Here is a 19,902-nt window from a genome sequence, read left to right as displayed (position 1 = left end):
GCGAATTTCACGAATTAACACGAATTAATTAAGCTTTTTTTGAAATCGCAAAAAATTAACACAAAGCAATTAGTGGGAATTTGTGCAATTCGTGGCAAAAAAACAGAACACACAGTTTACACTCATTTTTTTTCAGCCGCGAATTTCACGAATTAGCGCGAATTAATTAAGCTTTTTTTGAAATCGCAAAAAATTAACACAAAGCAATTAGTGGGAATTTGTGCAATTCTTGGCAAAAAAAACAAAACATACATTTTACACTCATTTTTTTCGCCACGAATTGCACGAATTAGCGCAAATTAATTTAGCTTTTTTGAAATTGTAAAAATTAACACAAAGCAATTAGTGGAAATTAGTGCAATTCGTGGCAAAAAAACAAAAAAAAACGCCCGATAAAATTCGGGCGTTTTTAAAATATATTTTTAGATTTTCTCAATCCATTTTCTTGCATTCACAAAAGCTTCATGCCAAGGCGAAACTTCATCATTTCTGTCTTTTGGATAATTCGCCCAGTTCCATTGGAAAGTTGAACGCTCAATATGAGGCATCATCACTAAATGTCTTCCTGTTTTATCACACATCATTGCTGTGTTATAATCAGATCCGTTAGGGTTTGCAGGATAACCTTCGTAAGCATATTTAGAAACGATATTGTAGTTTTCTTCGGCAAGAGGCAAATTGAACTTTCCTTCTCCGTGAGAAACCCAAACTCCTAAAGTACTTCCGGCTAAAGTCGACAACATAACCGAATTATTCTCCTGAACTTTTACAGATGTAAAGATACTTTCGTGTTTCTGGCTTTCGTTATGAAGCATTTTTCCATGAACTTCATGCTCAGGATTAATCACTTCCAATTCCATAAACAATTGGCAACCGTTACAGATACCAACAGACAACGTATCTTTTCTTTTAAAGAAATTATCTAAAGCTGTTTTTGCTTTTTCGTTGTATAAGAAAGCTCCCGCCCAACCTTTGGCAGAACCTAAAACGTCTGAATTAGAGAATCCTCCAACAGCACCAATAAACTGAATATCTTCAAGAGTTTCACGTCCGGAAATTAAATCGGTCATGTGAACGTCTTTTACATCAAAACCTGCTAAGTACATTGCATTTGCCATTTCGCGCTCAGAATTACTTCCTTTTTCACGAATAATAGCAGCCTTAGGTTTTGGCTTCGAAGCATCGATTACTGGCTTTTTACCTGTAAAGTGAGCTGGGAAAGTATATTGTAGAACCTGATTTTTATAGTTATCAAAGCGTGCCAGAGCTCTTCCGTTTTTAGATTGTTTTTGATCTAATAAATAAGAAGTTTCAAACCAAATGTCTCTGTACTTTTTAATGTCTAAAGTCCAAAGTCCAAGGTCTAAAGTCTCAGTAGTTGTCGCTTTTCCTAATTTGAAGAATTCGATATTATTCGCATTTAATTTAGCTTCAACAGCAGCATCAGATTTAGCTTGAAAAACAATTCCGATGTTTTCAGCGAAAAGGATTTTCAATAAGTCTTTTTCCGCGAAAGCACTAAAATCAATTTTTGCTCCCAGATTTACATCAGCAAAACACAATTCTAATAAAGTAGTAATCAAACCACCGCTTCCAATATCGTGACCTGCAAGAATTTGGTTCTCACCGATTAATTCCTGAATCGTATTAAAAGCATTTTTAAAGAAAGATGCATCTTTTATAGTAGAAGTTTCTTTCCCAATTGTGTTTCTGATTTGTGCAAAAGAAGACCCTCCTAATTTGAAATCATCCTGAGACAAATTGATATAATAGATAGAATCTCCGTTTTTCTGTAAAACCGGTTCAACTACTTTTCTAATATCGGTACAGTTTCCTCCAGCCGAAATAATAACCGTTCCCGGTGCGATTACTTCGTCGTTTGGATATTTTTGTTTCATCGAAAGTGAATCTTTTCCTGTCGGAATATTGATTCCCAATTCGATTGCAAATTCAGAACAACCTTCAACAGCAGCGTATAAACGAGCGTCTTCACCTTCGTTTTTACAAGCCCACATCCAGTTAGCCGATAATGAAATTCCTTTTAAACCATCTTTTATTGGTGCCCAAACAATGTTTGATAACGATTCTGCGATAGCATTTCTGCTTCCTGCAACCGGATCAATCAAAGCGGCAATAGGAGCGTGGCCAATAGAAGTGGCGATTCCTTCCTTACCTAAATAATCCAGAGCCATAACTCCAACATTATTCAAAGGCAATTGTAGAGGACCTGCATTTTGTTGTTTTGCTACTTTTCCACCCACACAACGGTCTACTTTATTCGTCAACCAGTCTTTTGAGGCAACAGCTTCAAGACGTAAAACATCTTGTAAATATTTTTCGAAATCTGCTTTGTCATAAGAAACATCAGCATATTTTCTATCGATAGTTTTGTCATTCATAACCGTTTTAGGAGAGCTTCCGAAGAAATCTTCTAAAGCATAATCCATCGGTTTTGAACCATTTGATTTTGATTGAAAGGTAAAACGGTGATCTCCCGTAACATCTCCAACCTGATACATTGGCGAACGCTCTCTGTCGGCGATTCGTTGCAAAATATCAATATCTTTTTGACCAATAACCAATCCCATTCTTTCCTGAGATTCGTTACCAATAATTTCTTTTGCAGAAAGTGTAGGATCTCCAACAGGCAATTTATCCAAATCGATTAATCCGCCCGTTTCTTCCACCAATTCAGAAAGACAGTTTAAGTGTCCTCCAGCTCCGTGATCGTGAATAGAAACAATTGGGTTGTGATCGCTTTCTACCAAACCACGAATGGCGTTTGCAGCACGTTTTTGCATTTCCGGGTTCGAACGTTGGATTGCATTTAATTCAATTCCTGAACCAAAAGCTCCAGTATCTGCAGAGGAAACCGCAGCTCCACCCATTCCGATTCTATAATTTTCTCCACCTAAGATTACGATTTTATCGCCTTCTTGTGGTTTCTTTTTAATAGCCTGATCTAATTTTCCGTAACCAATTCCGCCCGCTTGCATGATTACTTTATCATAACCAATTTTACGGTCATTTTCTGAATGTTCGAAAGTCAAAACCGAACCTGTAATAAGCGGTTGGCCGAATTTATTTCCAAAATCAGAAGCTCCGTTTGAAGCTTTGATCAAAATATCCATTGGGGTTTGGTACAGCCATTTTCTTTCTTCCATTGCATTTTCCCAAGTCCTGTCATCCTGAGCGGAGTCGAAGGATTTCAAACGAGAATATGAAGTCATATAAACTGCAGTTCCTGCTAATGGCAAAGAACCTTGTCCTCCAGCTAAACGGTCACGAATTTCTCCTCCTGAACCTGTTGCAGCTCCGTTGAAAGGTTCTACAGTTGTTGGGAAATTGTGTGTTTCTGCTTTTAAAGATAAAACCGAATCAAATTCTTTGATCTCGTAATAATCTGGTTTGTCTGCTGTTTTTGGTGCAAATTGCTGCACTTTTGGTCCTTTTACAAAAGCAACGTTGTCTTTGTAAGCAGACACTATATCATTAGGATTTTCCTGTGATGTTTTTTTGATTAATTTAAAAAGAGAAGTTTCTTTTTCTTCACCATCGATTACAAAAGTTCCGTTGAAAATTTTGTGACGACAGTGTTCTGAATTTGCCTGAGAGAAAGCAAAAATTTCAGAATCAGTTAATTTTCTTCCTAGTTTTACAGCAAGATTGTCTAAATAATCTACTTCTTCCTGGCTTAAAGCCAAACCTTCAACTTTATTATAAGTTGCAATATCATCGATTTCCAAAATTGGTTCAGGCTGAACATTGATCGTGAAAATCTCCTGATCTAATTGATTGAATTTTTGTGAAAGCATTGGGTCAAAATCAGTGAAATCTTCCGTTGCCGGATGAAATTCTTCAATTCTGATAATGCCGGGAATACCCATATTTTGAGTGATTTCTACAGCATTTGTACTCCAGGGTGTGATCATAGTGGCACGTGGACCAACAAAAAAATCCGACAGCGCGGATTTTTCGATCTTATTAGAGTTGGCAAAAAGCCAGTTTAATTTTGAAATGTCTTGAGCCGAAATTTCGTTTTGCGTTTGTACGGCAAAAACAGTTTTGCTTTGGTTTTCAAAGAAATGGATCATTGTTTTGTGTAGTTTGTTGTATTGAGGTGCAAATTTAGTGTAAATAAATAGCAAGCGCAAATTTGAAAACAAAGTCTTTTGAAAAAATAAACAGATGCTTTTTTAAACCATATAAGTAATATAAGTTCATTTAACTAACGTGTGAATTTTGCTCGCAAATACCTAAGGTTTTTTGTTTTTCACATATAAGTTATATGGGATAATTTAAGTTTCTTAGAATTAGTGAATAAAAACTTTGCGACTTTGTGCGAAAAAAGTAAAACTTAAAATAAACTTATATCACTTATATGGTGGGAAAAAAGCCAGGAATGGTAAAACAAAAAAAGCGGCAATATTGCCGCTTTTAAATGTAGTAAGCACTCGTTTTAATTAGTTGATAATGATTTTTTTACTAAAAGTTTCATCATCTGTAGTAACACGAACAATGTAGATGCCTTTTGGCAAATTATTTATCGTCGATAATGAATCAGTACGATTTGATTGCTCAAATACCTTCTGACCTGCTATTGAAATTATCTCGATAGAATAAGGTGAATTAATAGTATTAAAGTAAATGTTGAAATTTCCGTTAGATGGATTTGGATATAAAATCGGACCTTGTAATTCCGTATAAGTTTCTTCCGGTATTGCAAGATTTGTATCATTTGCTGGTTTAGCACCTAAATTTGAACAAGTATCAACGCTATACGAATCCCATTGAGAGCTTAGGTTGAATGTTGTAGACGGAGCAGTTACTGTAGATTTTCTTCTTAAAGTTACATCAGCGGCAAAATTTGCAGTTCCGCCACTAAAAGTTCCAATGATGTCAATTAAAACTCCGTTTTTAAATAAACCAACAGCGTCATTTCCGTTAAAAGTTAACTCTGTTGCCGTTGTTGAAATATTAGCGGCACTTGTAGCAAAACAGCTTGAAGACATTGAACTGTTGACAATCGTAAATTTACTTCCGGCAGTTAATGTTCCGCTTAAAACCAAACCTGTGCTCCATGAACCGGCGCCATTTGTTTGTTTTTTTACGGTATAGGCTGATAAACTTACTGAACTTCCTGTATTATTAGCGATTTCTAAGGCTTTATTATTTCCTGATCCTTCAATATATTCAGAGAATAATAATTCCGTTGCTGTTCCTCCGGTTCCTCCGCCTGCGTTGGTTATAACGGTGATTGTATTGCTTGATGCTGAGGTATTTCCTGCTGCATCTTTGGCTTTTACATAAATTGAATAACTTGTTGAAGCAGTTAAACCAGTGATTGTTGCAGATGTTCCGGATATAGTAGTTTTTAAAACGCTATTGGCATAAACATCATAACCTGTTACGCCAACATTATCAGTCGATGCGTTCCATGCAAGTGTAATAGAAGTCGCGGTTTTTGCTGTAGAAGCTAAACTTGTTGCAGCAGTTGGCGCCTGAGTATCTCCGGAAGGAGCAGTACCGCCCCAAATTTGATTTACATATTCAGGATGATCTATATAGGGATTTCTGTTATTTTGACGACCATAAATAGCATTGTTTCTTGCAATTTCTCTTGCGCTCACAGGATCCTGAGCATTCCATGCCAATAACATATTTAAAAATGCAGTAGTAAAAACTTTGTTGGCTGAGCCGTCAAACATTGGGTAAGAATATCCGGAAACAGTATTTTCGTATCGTGTTGCAAAGTAGAAATACATTCGGGCAATGTCACCTTTAAAAGCATTGATAGGTTCAAAAACAGTTCCTGAATATCCGGAAACAGCACTTGACCCCAGTTTGCTTCCGTTTTGAGAAGTATAAGTTGCTGAACTTACGGTTCCATGCGGATAATTAGAACGCATTCCGTTTACCTTTCCGTCAGTTGGCGTGATAAAATGTGCATCGGCAACCATTGGTGATGCTTCATTAAAAATCGATTGTGGAATGATGTGTTCTCTGTTATAACAATCGCCTTCTGCGGAATAATTGCCGCATCTTTGTGTTGTTCCTGTACTGTAATTATAAGGATCTGTTCCTGACGGATTTTCAGAGTACATGTCTAAAACACTTCCGTCATTTTCATAGAAATTATCAACATCTGAAGTTTGGTAAGTCGTGTACAAGCCGGCATATCCATTATTAGTATGTCCTTTAATAATGTTGTACAATTGAGTTTTTAATGTGTAACCTGTTCCTGTTGCAGTGCTGTAATAACCGGACGGAATTTGCGCAAAACCAACCGTGACAAGCAGTAAAAAAAATAAAGAGTAGTTTTTTTTCATAAAAATAGTTTAAGATTTGGGTTGTTAATAAATTGAACTTTAGGTTTTTAATTTATTATTGTATCAAAAATACTACTTTTAGGAATACGCTGAGTTAAGGAATGATTATTTTTAGATAAATTTTCTTACGGGTAATTTTTGAACCATATAAGTGATGCAAGTTCATTTTAGAAGTATGTTTAAAAATGATTTCGTACAGACGCAATGGCGCAAAGTTTTTTTTATTGTTAAAGACGTTCACTTTTGTCATTTCGACGAAGGAGAAATCACACAAGAAACTCCGCGGTAAAAAATAAAAAACTTAAATTATCTTATATCACTTATATGGTTTAAATAAACTATTTAGGAAATGCCGCACTTTGATAAGCACCTAAATCAGGCGGAGAAGTTCTTGTTTTTCCAATAATATCTATCGGAATTATATAAGCCTGATTTCCTTTCGCGAAAGCGGAGGAAGTATTATCGATATTCAGTTTGTTTTGGGAAATATTGAAGAACTTCGGGTTTTCGTTTAAAATAATCTGATTGTAATGAGCAGCGTCAGTTTTAAATTGATAATCGGGATTTGTGCTTGAACTGCTAAATTTCAACAGACAATTATTTAGTTGATACACAAATGGAGTAGTAGCATTTTTATTCAAATTGAATTCATTACTGCCCGATCCGTAAATAATGCAATTATTGAAAGTCGCTTGTGTTAACGGATTTGTTTCAGGAGTGGCACCTGCTAAACTGTTACTTAAATTAACGGCAAATTGTGCACTATTTTGCCAATTATTATTAAAAGTACAATGCGTAAAGATATAATCTCCGCCATATATGCAGGATAAACTCGCTAAACCGGCAGAATTAATTACAATATTTTCTCCTTTAATATGTGCATTTTGAGCCAAAATTCCATATTCGGCACAATTGTAAATCTGGGTGTTTTTTATTTGAATGGTAGTACTGTTATCCGGATTTTTCAGGTTTAAACCTGTGATTGCATTTTTTAAAGTAAGATGATTTATCGCATGATTTTTACTTCCGTTAGCAAAAATAACCGAATTCCATTGTCCGGGAATATTATCGTACAGGGATTCTAATCGATCGCCTTCAAAAATAACTTCGTTTTCTAATTTGTCAGTTGTTGAGGCAGTTCCGTTAATTTGAAGCGATGCTTTATTAGCTATATAAAGTCCTGAATTAGCATGAAAAAATACCCGTGCTCCGGCCTCAAAAGTGACCGTTTTATTTTCGGGAATTCCTGCGAATCCATAAATCACGTAAGGTTTCTGATTGGTAAAAAGTAATTCATTTCCGTTTGCGGGATCATTTTCATCTAAATAAAAGCCATCCACATCTTTATCATCTATTTTAATTTTTTCTTTAGTTCCGTCTGGATTTTGTTTTGGATAAAGAAAAACAGCATCCTGAATTAAAGTGACCAGCGCCACTTCCTGAAGATTAGCGCCGCTATCAAACTGAATTTGATCTGTATATAAAAAGTCAGTCGGATTTGCGTCTGTAATATCTGCTGTAGTTTCTATAAAAATATACAAACTGTCTTTGGCCAAAAGCGTAATATCTTTAAAGATTTTTCCGTTGTTTCCGCTCGTTCCGTCAACCGTCATTCTGTATTTTGAATTCAGGCCATTTTTAAGCTGAATCGTCGGAATCGAAATATCATCTTTACTTTTATTATACACTTTAAGCTGGTACGTACTTGATCCGATATTTTTGAAAACAGTATCTAAATATACAGTGTCTTTTGAAAATTTTAAATTTCCGGAATTGGCAACGGTATCAAAATCAGTTCGGCAAGAACTAAAAGTTAGAATTATTCCGAAAATAAAAAGTATAAAGAATTGACGCATTTGAATGAGTTTTTTTTTGCACAGATTAAAGGATTAAAAAGATTTTTCTATTTCAGTCTTTAATAAATTTTATTTTTAATCTGTGAGAATCTGTGAAATCTGTGGCAAATATTTTTATTGATTGTAAAAATAACAAAAAACTTACATGTTCGCAGATGATTTTTAATTTAGAATTGTATTTTCTAATTTGTATCTCTTCTTTTCTTTAATTTTACGATTTTAAATTCCATTTTAATGAATTATACAAAAGAGCAAATTTTAGCGCGTTGTAACGAGTTCTCTAAAAACACGCTAATGGAAACGCTAAAAATAGAATATATAGATGCTGGCGAAGACTTTTTGACAGCAAAAATGCCTGTTAATCCGTCTGTTCACCAACCCATGGGATTATTGCACGGCGGAGCTTCTGTAGCATTAGCAGAAAGTGTGGGAAGTGCGGCATCCTTTTTTTTTATTAACCCAAAGGAGCAGGAAGTACGCGGAATTGAAATTTCGGCAAATCATTTGAAAAGTATTCGTGAAGGCTGGGTTTTCGGGACAGCAAAAATCATTCATAAAGGCAGAAGTGTTCATTTGTGGGAAATTAAAATCACAGATGAAGCCGGAAATCTGATTTCGCTTTGTAAACTGACGAATATGGTTTTAGACAAAAAGAAAACTGAATAAAACATGAGTGACTTTTTTTCTAAAATAAAAAACCATTACAATAAGCAATTGCCTTTTGTGATGTATTCCAAGCCAAATTCAAGCAATATTTTTGGGCTTTTACAACAAAATAATACTTTACATAAAATCTCCGATTATAAAGAAAAAGGGTTTGTTTTTGCTTCTTTTGATGAAAAACAACTGATTTTAATTCCGGAGAATGAATCGGAAATTATAACGACGGAACAAGAGGAAATTACTTTTGATACTATCGAAATTGAAGATTTAAATTTTGATGCAGCCGCTAAAATTCAATACGAAGAATTGGTCTCAAAAGGAATTGCGGCAATTAAAAACGAAGAATTCAAAAAAGTGGTTTTGTCCAGAAGTGAGAAAGTTGACTTGGCTGAATTTGACTTTATTGAAACCTTTCAGCATTTGATTGAATTGTATCCCACGACTTTTTCGTATGCCTTTTTTCATCCTGAAATTGGGTTTTGGATGGGAGCAACGCCGGAACAATTATTAAAAGCAAACGGAAATGTTTTTGAAACGACGGCTTTGGCAGGAACTCAAAAAGCTAATTTAGAAGCTGAAATTGTCTGGCAGCAAAAAGAAAAAGACGAACAGCAATATGTAACTGATTTTATCGTAAAAAGATTGCGTGAAGTAGCTTCGGCAGTTGATATAACCGAACCTTATAGTGTAAAAGCAGGATCAATATGGCACATTAAAACAGATATTTCGGGAGTATTGAACGCTAACTCGACTTTAGAAGAAGTGATTGATACGCTTCATCCAACTCCGGCAGTTTGTGGTTTGCCAAAGAAAAAAGCAAAGGCATTTATCATTGAAAACGAAAATTATCACAGGACTTTTTATACCGGTTTCCTGGGGGAATTAAACAGCAGTTTTGCTAACAATGATATTAGCTCTGATTTATTTGTAAATTTACGAAGCATGCAAATTCAGGATAATAAAGCCATTTTATACATGGGCTGCGGAATCACAAAAGAAAGTATTCCCGAAAAAGAATGGGAGGAAAGCGTGAATAAATCAATGACGATGAAAAGGGTTTTGAGGAGAAGATAGAGGAAAGAGTAAAGAGTAAAGAGTAAAGAGTAAAGAGTAAAGATAATAGATAACAAAAAGTCAGTTAGTTTATTGCAATTGATTTTTGACATTGACATTGAAAAATATGAAATTAGATATATTAGCCTTTGGCGCACATCCTGATGATGTGGAATTAGGTTGTGCAGGAACAATTTTGAAAGAAGTATCCCTTGGTAAGAAAGTAGGGATTGTGGATTTAACGCGTGGGGAATTAGGAACGCGCGGTACGGCAGAAACGAGAGATCAGGAAGCAAAAGATGCGGCAGAAATCCTAGGGGTTTTGGTTCGCGAAAATTTAGAAATGCGTGATGGTTTTTTTACCAATGACGAAAAGCATCAGTTGGAAGTCATTAAAATGATTCGTAAATATAAGCCTGAAATTGTATTGTGCAACGCAATTGACGATCGCCATATTGATCACGGTAAAGGAAGCAAATTAGTTTCGGACGCTTGCTTTTTATCAGGATTAATGAAAATCGAAACTTCGATTGATGGAGTGAATCAGGAAGCGTGGCGACCAAAAGTGGTGTACCATTATATACAGTGGAAAAATATTAAACCTGATTTTGTAGTAGACATTACAGGTTTTGAAAATAAAAAAGTAGAAGCAATTACGGCTTATAAAACGCAATTTTATGATCCGAATTCTAAAGAACCTGCAACTCCAATTACGAGTAAAAACTTCTTGGAAAGTTTAAATTACCGTGCGCAGGACTTGGGAAGGTTAGTTGGTAAAGAATTTGCCGAAGGTTTTACTGTTGAAAGGTGTTTGGCAATCAATAGCTTAGATAATTTGATATAAATTTTTCAATTTTTTGATGTAATTTTTTCAAATTTTTCTTTGTAGAAGTAAACCTTTGTTGTATATTTGCAACCGCAAAGAAAAATGGTGGTTGTAGCTCAGCTGGTTAGAGTATTGGTTTGTGGTGCCGAGGGTCGCCGGTTCGAACCCGGTCAGCCACCCAGAATTTGGAAAGCCTTGAAGAAATTCAAGGCTTTTTTTGTGCGCTTAATTTTCACACAATATTGTCATTCTGAGGAACGAAGAATCGCACGAGTGATTCGACAAAGATTGGATCAATACTAAAAAGGATCAATACGAAAAGCTTTGGAGAGAGAAAAAAATTACCACAGGGCGCTCAAAGATTTCTTACCAAGAAGAATGGATATAAACACAAAGTTCACAAAGCTATGTCAACACAAAGCTTTGTGAACTTTGTTGTTTGTCAACACACTCTATGATAAAAAACTTTGAGTGCTTTGCGGTAAAAATCATCCAGTATATAAATGTAATCTCTTCGGGATATTTTTTTTACTCCGTTAGGAGTTTAATATTGGTAGAATAAGAATCAACAAGAAAAATATCCCGTAGGGATTAAACTTTTTAAATCCAATTTATTTGTTGAATTATTAAACGAGCAACTTCAATTAGCTACTAATATCTTTTATGCTTTTCCACAACATTTAGTCTTGATCCCATATAAGTGATATAAGTTCATTTAAAAATTAAGATTAGATTTTAGATGATTCCTCCTTCGTCGTAAAAAAAAAACACGATTTGAAAATAATTTTTAAATGAACTTTTAAGAAACATTGCTGTGTAACTCTACAATTAGATCATAATATTAAATGAACTTATATCACTTATATGGTTTAAAATAAGACGCACTGCTGTTCGCCTCTACGAATAGAACATAATATTAAATGAACTTATATCACTTATATGGTTTAAAATAAGACGCACTACTGTGCGCCACTACAAATAAATCATAATATTAATTGTTAAAAAACAAAAAAGCATGACGTTTAAGTCATGCTCATTTAGTTTATTATAGTGGCTTTATAATTTATCGTATTTCGGCAAAAGTATCACCTTGCTTGATATCGCCTGTTTTGAATCCCTTTTTAAACCAGTACATTCTTTGTTCTGATGTACCATGTGTAAAGGAATCCGGAACAACCTGACCAGACATTTTACTTTGAATAGCGTCATCGCCCACGGCATTTGCTGCACTTAAAGCTTCTTCAATATCTCCAGACTCTAAATATTGTTCGTTGTCATGAGCCCAAACTCCGGCATAAAAATCAGCTTGCAATTCTAATGCTACAGATAATTTATTGGCTTCGGCTTCGCTTTTTCCTTCTTGCTCCTCATGCATTTTCGCTGAGGTTCCCATTAAAGTTTGTACGTGATGCCCAATTTCATGCGCTATAACATACGCAATAGCAAAATCACCACCCTTAGCGCCAAATTTACTTTTTAGCTCTTCAAAGAAGGCTAAATCCATATATACTTTTTGATCGCCCGGACAATAAAATGGTCCCGATGCAGATGATGCTCCACCACAAGCGGTATTTACAGAGCCTCTAAAAAGTACTAATTTTGGATTCTTATAGGTCATACCGTGTTCGGTAAATATTTTGCCCCAGGTATCTTCAGTTTTAGCCAGCACAGTTCTTACAAAATTCCCCATTTCTTCATCTGCCTTACTTAATGGCGCCGCGGCTTCAGTTTGCGTTTGACCGCCTTGCATTTGCTCCAATACATTTCCAACAGTTTGACCGGTTTCACCACCAAAAACGTTTAACAACAAAATAATGATACCAATAACTCCACCTCCAACGGCTACTTTTCCGCCAGACATACCTCTTCTGTCTTCTACGTTATCACTTTGTCTTGATCCTAACCACTTCATATTATATTGTATTTTAGTTTATTGAATTTTATTTGTACGAATTTATATATTTTTTAGTAAATATACATTACAGTTATACTTTAGTTTTTACTATTTTAACCATTTCACCAATGCTTCTTCGACAGTACCTTTAATGATTGGCTTTGAGATATAATCATCCATTCCGGCTGATATGCATTTGTTTCTTTCGTCTTTTTCAGCGCCGGCTGTTACAGCAATTATCGGAATATCTTTGCCGGTAATTGTATTTCTAATCGCTTTTGTTGTTTCGTAACCATTCATAATAGGCATTTGAATGTCCATAAAAACAAGATCAGGATTAATGCTTTCAAATTGATTTACAGCTTCATATCCATTTTCGCATTCATAAATGTAAGCAGTGCTGTACAAGTTTTTAATGATAGTTTTTAGCAGTAACATGTTTACCTTATTATCTTCTACAATCAAAAAGGTAATATTTTTATGATTGGAAATAATATTATTAGCGCTTAATTCCAGGCTGATTTTTTTAAGTTCGGCATTATATTTTTCGTTGATGCTATGATTGCTTGTTTTTAAATTTAAATCAAAATAAAAATTACTTCCTGAATCAATTTTGCTTTCAAGCTGCAAATGGCTTTCCATCAGCCCTAATAACTGATTTGAAATGGTTAAACCTAAACCTGTTCCTCCAAATTTTCGGGTTGTAGAACTATCTTCCTGCGAAAATGCTTTAAAAATCTTCTTTTGATTTTTTTCAAGAATCCCAATTCCGGTATCTACAACAGAGAATCGAATCACGCAATTATTACCTTTATTTTTTTCTAAAACCGAAACATTCAGTTTAATAGAGCCTTCATTTGTGAATTTTACTGCGTTTGAAAGTAAGTTGATTAAAATTTGTTTGATTCGTACAATATCAGTCCAGATGTATTTAGGAACATCAGGATCTACATTTAATTCCAGTTTCAGGTTTTTTTGATTTGACTCGTAAACAATTAAATCAAATACTTGTCCCAGTACTTTTTTAATATCATATAAATCAATAAAAAGTTCCAGTTTTCCGGCTTCAATTTTAGAAAAATCAAGAATATCGTTTATAATTTCCAACAGCGAATGTGCTGACTGGTTAATTGTAGTCATGTATTTTTCCTGAATTTCTTCAAGTTCTGTTTTCATCAATAAATGAGTAAAACCAATAATTCCGTTTAACGGAGTTCTAATTTCATGCGACATATTGGCTAAAAAGTCAGATTTCGATTTATTTGCAGCTTCGGCAAGTTGTTTGGCTTTTATTGCATCTTCGGTTTCTTTTTTGTTGGTGATATCAAAGTAAATTCCACCCACAAATTCAATTTCTCCTGCTTTTTTGATCACATCTCCAAATTCTTCTACCCAAATGTATTCGCCACTTTTTCGCTGAATTCTATAAACATTATGCAAAGGCATTCCGGTTTGTAAATTGTTAATCTGACTGTTAATTACGTCTTCTTTATCTTCAGGATGAATGAGAGATAAAAAAGAAAGATTGTTCTCGACAAATTCTGATTTAGAATAACCTGTTAAGTTTGAAATTTCATCATTCAGGAATATTTTGGTCGAAAATGCATCAAATTTAGATAAATAAACGGTGCCCGGAATATTGTTGGCAATCAATTTGAATTTTTCTTCACTTTCAAGAATTTTAGTTTCATTTCGATTTCTCTCTAATGCCGATGAAATATTGTTGGCAAGAACCTGAAAAATGTAAATTTCTTCGTCAGACCATTTTCGCTCATTTGTACAATCGTCAAAACCTATAAAACCTGTAAAAATATCATTGATATACAAAGGCAAAATCAAGATTGATTTGATTTCGTTATCACTCAGCAATTTCTTAAAAAAAGTATCATCGAGTTTACGGGTTAATGTATTAAAGATTTTTTTGCTTTGTGCAGCTTCATGAATTTCTTTTAAATTATCTTCTGTAAAATGGCGTAGTTCCGTTATTTGATGTTCAATTCCTTTTCTGGACCATTTGTATTTTTGGCACACAGTATCACTTGTAAAATCTTTTTCATAGTAATACATATGATCGACTTTGGCCGCTTTTCCTATAAGATCATACGTTTCCTGAAACATTTCGTGAGTCGTTTTGCTCAATAAAAATTTCTCTGTACATAAAGCAAGTGCAGAAAGCAACTGACTTTTAAATTCTAATCTTCGTTCTGCTTCAAGACGCATTTGAGACGAAATCGCTAAAGAAATAACATCAGAAATCGTTCGGGCATAATTGATGTCTTCATTATCCCAGTCTCTTTTTTCATCGGTACTTTCAAAACAAACCACACCCGCAAGTTGTCCGCTTAAAAATATCGGGACATCAAGCATTGATTTTATCTGATTTTTAGTAAAATAAAGTCTCTGAAATTCAGATGTTTCCAGTTTGTTAAAAACATCCGGAGCATTTATAATTGCCTTGCTTTTTAAGGTTTCAAAATAAATAGGATACGATTCCTTATCCAGGATATTTTTATCGCTTAAATTTTGATTATCAAGGCTGAATAAGTTTTTGCAGGTAATTAAATCATCAGAATATTTCCAGAAACTTACCCGATTCGTTTTTGATACTGTCGAAGCTTCTTTAATGATATAATCAATTACCGAATTTAAAGTGTCGTATTTGCTGAAATCTGAAGTTGATAATTTTTTTGTGGAATTGTTATAGGACTCAATTTTTTTAAGACGTTTCTTTTTCTCGTTTTCTATGTTTTTAATATCGGTAATATCACGCGCAATTCCGGCAAAACCAATAATTTGACCAAAGTCATTTTTACGAATTATAATTTTTTGGGAAATCCATAATGGTTTTCCATTTTTCTTTAATATCGGAATTTCAATTACGGGAAAGTTGTTTTCATTACTATCCAGGTTTTCATAAAAATCAACCGCATTTCGCTGATAATTTTCATGAATGAAATTAGAATAATGTTGTGCAATAACTTCTTTTTCAGAATATCCTAAAATTGAAAATCCAAAATCATTTACAAAAGTAAAATAACCGTCAGTATCAATTTCAAAAATAATATCTGTTGCAGTCTGAATCAGATTTTTATATTGATCCCTGACATTGATTTGTTCCGTAACATCCTGTCCAATACTTATAATTAAATCTTCGGAGAATTTTTTATCTTTCCATTGAATGTATTTGAATTCGCCATTTTTGCTTTTTAATTTTCTAATATAAAGCGTATTTTCTTCGTGATTGAAATTTTTTATATTCTCCATCACATCAGTTTCCTTTGTTAATTTCCAAAACCTCAAACCCATTACTTCATCCGGTAAATAACCTAAAATAGAAGTGATGGTTTCACTGCAAAACAAAACTTCGTTTTTTTTATTGGTGGCAATTGTCAGTGAATTTCCTTTGTGAACAATTTCATTTGTAAACCTGAAATTATCTCTGTTGTTTAGTAAAACGGCATATTTTACCTGATTAATTATAAAAACAATAATGCAGTAATTGATGAGTAAAATAGATGATTTTACCGGAATTAAATGAAAAACAACCGTGATGATAAGATAGATAAATACTACTCCCACAAATGCCCAATATACTTTTATGGGCTTTAAAATGCTGTAAGAGAAGTAAAAGCAAATCAGAAAAGCAATTATAGGAACTAAATCATGAGTGAGATAAATGATATTATAGCCTACATGTATTAGAAATAGTAAGAATAATATAATAAATATTTGCTGGACCCTGTCAAGAAGAAATTTGACTTTAACCGTTATGAGATAAATTACGAGAATTACAGAACCAATGGTAACGTTTAAAATCAGCATACTTTTGGGTCTGACTTTAAAAATTTCGTTGATGATTTCGATAACAATAATAGAGATACCAAAAAATAAAAGATAAAGCTGATATTCGCGATTTGCAGTTTCTGTTTCTAGCTTTTTTTCGATAAAATAACCAATTCGGGCTTTTATTTTAATGAATTGGTAAACCAGAATCCCAACGAAACCAATTAAGGCTAAACCTAAAAGAATGATTTTAGGATTGTTATAAAAAATAATGTCCGAAGTAAAAACGTACCAGTTTGCAATAATTGATTTTAGGGCATTCCCAATAATGGCAATTCCTGAAATCAACGAATTGAAAAAACTATAGTTTTCTACCATAGATTTTGGGGTATGTTTTGGTTTAGTAAATAAGCCTTTTTGAAAATTTCAGAAAGAGTAGGTTAAGCTCTGTTATGATCTGAAATTTTCTGTTTTTATTCTAAATCCGATTTTCCAATTGAATCAATCGGATCTTCTTTATTAACATTGAAAATGGTACAATATATGGCGTAAGTCATCGAATAACTAAATGGAATTGTAAAGAGTATTCCGATACAAAATGCCATAAAGCCAACAATCATTGCGCCAATGATAGTAATTATTAAGGCGAGTAATATGGCAGGCTGCTTTGAAATAATAATAAAACTTGATTTTATAGCATCGAATGCTTTTAAATTTCCGAATATAATTAGCGGAATGATCAGGAATGTGAAAAAGGATAAAAACAGAGATACTGCCAGCCCTAAAACGTTGAGGTGCTGGAACTCTAAAAATGTGCCTATTGCAACATTTAATAAAGCAACTGTAAATGTGGCAAGAAATATTTGTAAAAAGTAATGGTTTTTGTAATAAGTAAAAACTGTAGCAACTTTAAATTCCTGGTCTTTTTGAGCAGAGTCTGCCATTTTTAAAAATCCGGCAGTAAACGGACTAAATATTGCGGAAAGAATTGCAGTTCCAAAAATGTAATACACTAATTGAATCTGTGTTAAATGTTGTGGCTCAATAGTAAGAAATTTTGCGTTTTCTACTTTATCGATACCAAAAAAAACGATCAGAATCACGGCAGCGATCACACCAAAAAATACCGAAAAGACTAATAAGATTAATCCGGCGTAAACTGCTATTTTTTTATAATTCTCAAAAGCAAGGTTAAAAACATTTGAAAAATCTAAAGTATAACCATGATTTTTAATGTCTTTGATTTGATCAGATATGGATTTCATTTTTGGGTAAGTAGAATTATTTTATATTTCCGCGATTTAGGATGTTATTCAAGCGTAAATATAATATTTTTAATCAATTCCCTATGAAAAACTCGAAAACATTACGAAATTGTTTTTTGAGGTTACATCCAGTCCAATATTCTTTTAATTGAGGATAATTTATCTTTGTAAGGTGCATATCTCATGGGCAAATCCAGCCAGTTTGCTTTTTTCACAACCGCTTTGTGATGAGAGAAAATATCAAAGCTCAATTTTCCGTGGTAAGCGCCAATTCCGCTGTGCCCGACACCCCCAAAAGGCAGTCTTTTATTAGAAAAATGAACCACTGTATCATTGATACAACCCCCGCCAAAGGAATGCGTTTTGATTAATTTTCTGGCAAATGATTTATTTTCGCTAAAAACATAAAATGCAAGGGGTTTCTCATAACGGCTAATTATGTTTTGTATATCGGCTTCCGTCTCATAAATCAGGATGGGTAAAATAGGTCCAAATATTTCTTCGTTCATTACCGGACTTTCTAATGCCGGTTCTTCAATAAGAGTAGGCGAAATATATAGGGTAGTGGCATCAGTTTCTCCTCCAAAAATAACTTTTTCGCGCTCAATCATACTATCCAGCCGAACCCAGTTTTTGGTATTAATTATTCGGGCAAAGTCAGGAGATTTATCGATTTTTTTGCCGTACGCTTTTATGATTTCTTCGATTACAAAGGAAATGAAATTGACTTTCATGTTTTTCTGAATCAAAATATAATCCGGCGCAATACAAGTTTGACCTGCATTAATAAATTTTCCCCAGACAATACGTTTTGCAGCTAGTCTTAAATTAGCAGTTTCATCTATAATGCAAGGATTTTTACCACCTAATTCTAAAGTTATCGGAGTTAGATTTTCGGCCGCTGCTTTGGCTACTATTTTTCCAACAGCGACACTTCCTGTAAAGAAAATATAATCCCAGCGTTGTGCCAGTAATTTATTCGAAACTTCGACACCGCCTTCAACAACTTCAACATGACTAACGTGAAATGCTTTTTCAATAATTTTTGTAATTATGGATGAAGTATTGGGAGTAAGTTCTGATGGTTTTAAAACGACTCTGTTTCCGGCTGCAACGGCAGAAATCAAGGGACATAAAGCCAATTGAAACGGATAATTCCAGGGCGCAATTACCAAAACGTCTCCGTAAGGTTCTTTATAAATATAATCTGTAGAAGGGAAATTAAGAATCGAAGGAAAAACACGTTTGCGTTTTGCCCATTTACTAAGGTTTTTGATTGTGTCTTTTAATTCCGAAATCACATAATTGGTTTCGGTTAGAACAGCTTCAAATTCAGGCTTTTTAAAATCATCGTATAAAGCTTTTACAATTAAGTCTTCGCTTTTCTGAATGTTATACAACAACTTTTTTAGCGTTTCTTTTCTGTATCCGATGTCGTTTTTATAATCCATTTTTTGATCAGCTTGATTTATGTCTCTGCAAGTTAATCGATAAAAATTAAAAAATTATAAATTAAAACATAAAAATCAAAGAGCATTCCAAATAGTTTCGTCCGGAGTTGGCGCAACAATTGTAACGTTTTCTTTAGAAACCGGGTGAATAAAAACCAGCTTTCTGGCATGAAGGTGAATTCCTCCGTCAGGATTACTTCGGTCAAAACCGTATTTTAAATCTCCTTTAATTGGCGATCCAATTGCAGCTAATTGCGCGCGAATCTGGTGATGACGACCGGTATGCAAATTAATTTCCAGCGCCACATAATTTTGAAGTTCTTTAAAAACAGTATAATCTAAACTTGCCAGTTTACTGTCCGGAACCTCTTTTAAATGTGCTTTTGACGTATTATTTTTTTCATTTCGCTTGAGATAATGAACCAATTTCGCAGTTTTTTCCTGAGGTTTATTCTTGACAACTGCCCAATAGGTTTTTTGCGTTTCACGATTGCTGAACATTTCGTTCATTCTCGTTAAAGCTTTACTTGTTCTGGCAAAAACAACAATTCCGGTTGTAGGACGATCCAAACGATGAATCACACCCAGAAAAACGTCACCAGGTTTGTTGTATTTGTCTTTAATGTATTCTTTTACAACATCAGATAATGGCTTATCACCCGTTTTATCACCTTGTACAATATCGCCTACGCGCTTATTAACCACAATAATATGGTTGTCTTCGTGTAGAACCTGGAGATTATTTTTATCTGAAACGATTTTCATACTAGACTTGTGTGTAA

11 protein-coding genes and 1 tRNA gene are annotated in these 19,902 nt (G+C 34.1%); 4 read left to right on the top strand and 8 right to left on the bottom strand.

Going from position 1 to position 19,902, the window contains the following annotated elements; genetic code table 11:
* Nucleotides 1-422: 422 nt before the first annotated feature.
* From purL to ACHRVX_RS14680, 3 genes are all read right to left on the bottom strand, one after another.
* Nucleotides 423-4,094: a phosphoribosylformylglycinamidine synthase gene (purL, locus tag ACHRVX_RS14690; RefSeq protein WP_395333482.1), complete on the bottom strand. Its 3,672-nt coding sequence runs from the start codon at nucleotides 4,092-4,094 to the stop codon at nucleotides 423-425.
* A 369-nt stretch (nucleotides 4,095-4,463) separates the two neighbouring features.
* Nucleotides 4,464-6,329, bottom strand: a complete 1,866-nt coding sequence (locus ACHRVX_RS14685; RefSeq protein ID WP_395333480.1) for an endonuclease — start codon at nucleotides 6,327-6,329, stop codon at nucleotides 4,464-4,466.
* 338 nt (nucleotides 6,330-6,667) lie between these two features.
* Complete coding sequence (locus ACHRVX_RS14680; RefSeq protein ID WP_395333478.1) at nucleotides 6,668-8,185, bottom strand: hypothetical protein; 1,518 nt, start codon at nucleotides 8,183-8,185, stop codon at nucleotides 6,668-6,670.
* A gap of 234 nt (nucleotides 8,186-8,419) precedes the next feature.
* On the opposite strand from ACHRVX_RS14680, the gene ACHRVX_RS14675 reads away from it, so the two are divergent.
* From ACHRVX_RS14675 to ACHRVX_RS14660, 4 genes are all read left to right on the top strand, one after another.
* Nucleotides 8,420-8,851, top strand: a complete 432-nt coding sequence (locus ACHRVX_RS14675) for a PaaI family thioesterase (RefSeq protein ID WP_395333476.1) — start codon at nucleotides 8,420-8,422, stop codon at nucleotides 8,849-8,851.
* Nucleotides 8,852-8,854: 3 nt separating this feature from the next.
* Complete coding sequence (locus ACHRVX_RS14670; protein WP_395333474.1) at nucleotides 8,855-9,922, top strand: chorismate-binding protein; 1,068 nt, start codon at nucleotides 8,855-8,857, stop codon at nucleotides 9,920-9,922.
* Nucleotides 9,923-10,028: 106 nt separating this feature from the next.
* Nucleotides 10,029-10,745, top strand: a complete 717-nt coding sequence (bshB1, locus tag ACHRVX_RS14665) for a bacillithiol biosynthesis deacetylase BshB1 (protein WP_395333472.1) — start codon at nucleotides 10,029-10,031, stop codon at nucleotides 10,743-10,745.
* A gap of 87 nt (nucleotides 10,746-10,832) precedes the next feature.
* Nucleotides 10,833-10,906, top strand: a tRNA-His gene (locus ACHRVX_RS14660).
* Between the two features lie 884 nt (nucleotides 10,907-11,790).
* Here the strand turns inward: ACHRVX_RS14660 and ACHRVX_RS14655 are convergent.
* The 5 genes from ACHRVX_RS14655 to ACHRVX_RS14635 all read right to left on the bottom strand — a co-directional run bounded on the left by ACHRVX_RS14655 (nucleotide 11,791) and on the right by ACHRVX_RS14635 (nucleotide 19,885).
* Nucleotides 11,791-12,639: a neutral zinc metallopeptidase gene (locus ACHRVX_RS14655; protein WP_395333470.1), complete on the bottom strand. Its 849-nt coding sequence runs from the start codon at nucleotides 12,637-12,639 to the stop codon at nucleotides 11,791-11,793.
* A gap of 90 nt (nucleotides 12,640-12,729) precedes the next feature.
* Entirely contained in the window at nucleotides 12,730-16,782 is a 4,053-nt protein-coding gene (locus ACHRVX_RS14650; RefSeq protein WP_395333468.1) for a PAS domain S-box protein, read from the bottom strand.
* A gap of 95 nt (nucleotides 16,783-16,877) precedes the next feature.
* On the bottom strand, nucleotides 16,878-17,669 hold the full coding sequence (locus ACHRVX_RS14645; protein WP_395333466.1) for a hypothetical protein: 792 nt from the start codon (nucleotides 17,667-17,669) through the stop codon (nucleotides 16,878-16,880).
* 122 nt (nucleotides 17,670-17,791) lie between these two features.
* A complete protein-coding gene (locus ACHRVX_RS14640; RefSeq protein ID WP_395333464.1) occupies nucleotides 17,792-19,120 on the bottom strand; it encodes an aldehyde dehydrogenase in 1,329 nt (442 codons plus the stop codon).
* Nucleotides 19,121-19,195: 75 nt separating this feature from the next.
* Nucleotides 19,196-19,885, bottom strand: coding sequence for an RluA family pseudouridine synthase (locus ACHRVX_RS14635; protein WP_395333462.1), 690 nt, complete (start codon nucleotides 19,883-19,885; stop codon nucleotides 19,196-19,198).
* Nucleotides 19,886-19,902: the final 17 nt, after the last annotated feature.

The organism is Flavobacterium sp. FlaQc-47 (genome assembly GCF_044006475.1).
Taxonomy (GTDB): Bacteria; Bacteroidota; Bacteroidia; order Flavobacteriales; family Flavobacteriaceae; genus Flavobacterium.
The sequence above is the reverse complement of the archived record's forward strand: the minus strand, read 5'-3'. Positions and strand labels throughout refer to the sequence as shown.